Source organism: Microvirga zambiensis WSM3693, from assembly GCF_016735695.1.
Taxonomy (GTDB): domain Bacteria; phylum Pseudomonadota; class Alphaproteobacteria; order Rhizobiales; family Beijerinckiaceae; genus Microvirga; species Microvirga zambiensis.
The window spans coordinates 1-2688 of the sequence record NZ_JAERQD010000156.1; the positions used below are offsets into that span (position 1 = coordinate 1).

Genomic DNA, 2688 nt, shown 5'->3' on the forward strand with positions numbered 1-2688 from the left:
TCCGGCTGTCGTTCTTCACCTATCTCGGCGACCGGCTCGGCCTGAATGGGGATCAGCCGAGAATTCCGCCGCTCGCCGACCTCGTCGTCCGGTCAGCCTGAGGCCCCCGGCCCCCAAAACTGCCCCGATGACGTTGTCCCTGGCGGAGGGCTTGATCTTGACCCGGCTGGAGTCAATTACGATCCGCATTCTCCGGTTTGACGCTCGATTGGAACGGGTTTGAGCATGCGACGCCCCACACACCGGGAGATTGCCGCACAGGACCGCGAGATGCTGGACCGGCAGGCGCAGTTTCGCCTGGCGGCTGATGCCGTAACGGCCGCACTCGTCGAAGTGCCCGAGGTCGAGGCAGTGGCGTTGATCGGCTCGGTGGCCCGGCCCTTGTGGCGGGAGGTGCCGCGGTTTCAGCCGTTCCGATATTGGCGCATCCCGGTCTGGCACGAATGCAAGGATGTCGATCTGGCGGTGTGGCTCGATCGCCTGGACCGGCTCCAGACCGTCAACCGGGCCCGCAGCCTGGCCCTCCAGCAGTTGTTCCAGGAAAAGCAGATCGGGGTGGCTCACCATCAGCTCGAGATCTTCATCCTGCAAGGAGAGGCGAATGCCTATCGGGGCCGACTCTGCCCTTTCTCGCAATGTCCGAAAGGCAAGCGGGAATGCCTAGTCCCAGGGTGCGGACGGGATCCGTTCCTGCAGCAGCACGCCGGCTTTACCCTCTGGCCGGACGCGCTGGCACCAGATAGAATCATGCGTCTCTATGATCGGCGGCGCGGGATCCTGCGACGTGCCGCCGAGACACCGGCCGCGGGACAGCACGATCATGGCACGACAGGGTGATGCCGATGGGACGAGAGTGGGAGCATGAGGATCTGTAGAGCATTCCTGTGAGCCATGGTGCCATGTCCCTTTAAGTGGGATCTAATCAGGTCGAATGGCAGCAATCCGCACCAGATCGGCACCGGCGGCCCGGCGACTTCTCGTGCTACTTGTGAAGGGCTCTCAGCCGTGTTCAGTGGGTCTTGCGGCTCCTGTTAAACGGGCAGTGCGGATTGAAACACTTCGGAGCTCGTTCAGCCATCATGCCCCGGATCCAGTTGCGTCTCACCCCGCGTGGGCACCTCCTGCTGGAGGAGGCGAACGACGCGCCTACCCTGGATGACACAGTAGCGGCACGGCTGACGGAGGCCTTTGGCCGTGGCACTGGGGAGGGGTTGTTGCAGCTTGGAGCCGGCGAGATCGGCCAATCCTTGCCACCCACACTCGTCTGGTGGCGCGATTTCGCTGCACGCTATGTTGAGGCAATGTGTCTTCATGGGGCAGGTGGGGGCGGAGAGACGCTGTCCGCCGCTTTCTTCTCCGCCATGGCCCCGCCGCCCGAGGCCGAACTCGCCTTGCTCGTTCTGACGGCCCCGATGATGCCGGGGGCGGAATACCTGACCGTCGATATCCTGCGTGGGCTGTGGGTCGATCTCGGCACCGCGTTTGCCGCGTCGTTCACTGCAGCCGGCGCTGATCTGCAAACCTTCCTCAAGGCGCTGAACCCGGCCTGGAATCTGATCGGCCGTGTCCATTTCAATCTGGCGGAGAACCGCCGCGACCCGGAATGGCCCTTTGCCTTCCTGGCCACCTACACCACGCGCCTGTCGCCCCAGGCAAAGGCCCAGCATGTGCCGCTCAGCCAAGCCCTGCGCGAGTACGCCGGCGCTGCCAATCGAGACAAGCTGTTGTCGCTCTTGATGCCGGTGCAGCGGGCGGCGGGGCGCGTCAGTTGGCTCAAGGCCATGGTCGATGCCGGCGAGATCTTTCATCCCTTACGCTGGAGCCCAGCCGAGGCCGCACGGCTGCTGAACAGCGTGCCCGACCTGGAAAGCGCCGGGGTGGTCGTGCGCCTGCCTGCGCACTGGCGCGCGGGCCGCCCGTCACGCCCGCAGGTCTCCGCCACAGTTGGCACCCGGCCGCCATCCGGGACGGGCCTTGACGCCCTGCTCGACTTCCACATGGACGTGACCCTGGAGGGCGAGCCGCTCAGCGCCGAGGAAATGGCTAGATTGCTCGCTGGTACCGAGACGCTGGTGCTGTTGCGGGGCCAATGGGTCGAGATTGATCGTCCGCGTCTGGAGCGTGCGATGCGCCGCTTCAAGGAGGTGCGGGATCTCGCCGAGCAGGAGGGGTTCACCTTTGCCGAGGCCATGCGCCTGTTGGCCGGCACTGAGGCCACCGGGGACGACGAGTCCGCTGCGGCTGCCGACTGGTCGCACATCAGCGCCGGAGCGTGGCTGACTGAGACGCTGAGGGCGCTGCGCAACCCTGACGGTGCCAAGCTTGACCCTGGCCCGGCATTGAAGGGACATCTGCGCCCGTACCAGAAGGCGGGTGTCGAATGGCTTCACCTCCTGAGTGGGCTTGGGCTGGGCGCCTGCCTGGCTGACGACATGGGTCTGGGCAAGACCATCCAAATTCTGGCATTGCTGCTGATCCAGAAGCGCAGAAGGAGTGAGCACAAGCCGAGCTTGCTGGTCGCCCCAGCCTCGCTGCTGGCCAACTGGGCGGCGGAGATCGAACGCTTCGCCCCTGACCTGAACGCGAGGATCGTGCATCCCTCGGCGGTGACGAGCTATGACGGAATTTAGGTGATGGGGCCGATCAGGCGGCGCTGTTTGTCGGCATCGGAATGACCTCGGTGCCGTC

General features: G+C 65.1%; 2 protein-coding genes. Both read left to right on the forward strand.

The window, feature by feature from the left end:
- Positions 1-225 precede the first annotated feature (225 nt).
- The gene (locus JKL46_RS34485) at positions 226-837 is read left to right on the forward strand and encodes a hypothetical protein (RefSeq protein ID WP_201842927.1); all 612 of its coding nucleotides are present in this window, start codon (positions 226-228) and stop codon (positions 835-837) included.
- A 242-nt stretch (positions 838-1079) separates the two neighbouring features.
- Positions 1080-2630 carry an SNF2 helicase-associated domain-containing protein gene (locus JKL46_RS34490; protein WP_201842928.1) on the forward strand — a complete coding sequence of 517 codons (1551 nt, stop codon included), beginning with the start codon at positions 1080-1082 and terminating at the stop codon, positions 2628-2630.
- Positions 2631-2688: the final 58 nt, after the last annotated feature.

What these genes read in the sequence shown, in the direction of transcription:
- JKL46_RS34485 (WP_201842927.1), top strand. Translation starts at nt 226, where the DNA reads ATGCGACGCCCCACACACCGGGAGATTGCCGCACAGGACCGCGAGATG.
- JKL46_RS34490 (WP_201842928.1), top strand. Translation starts at nt 1,080, where the DNA reads ATGCCCCGGATCCAGTTGCGTCTCACCCCGCGTGGGCACCTCCTGCTG.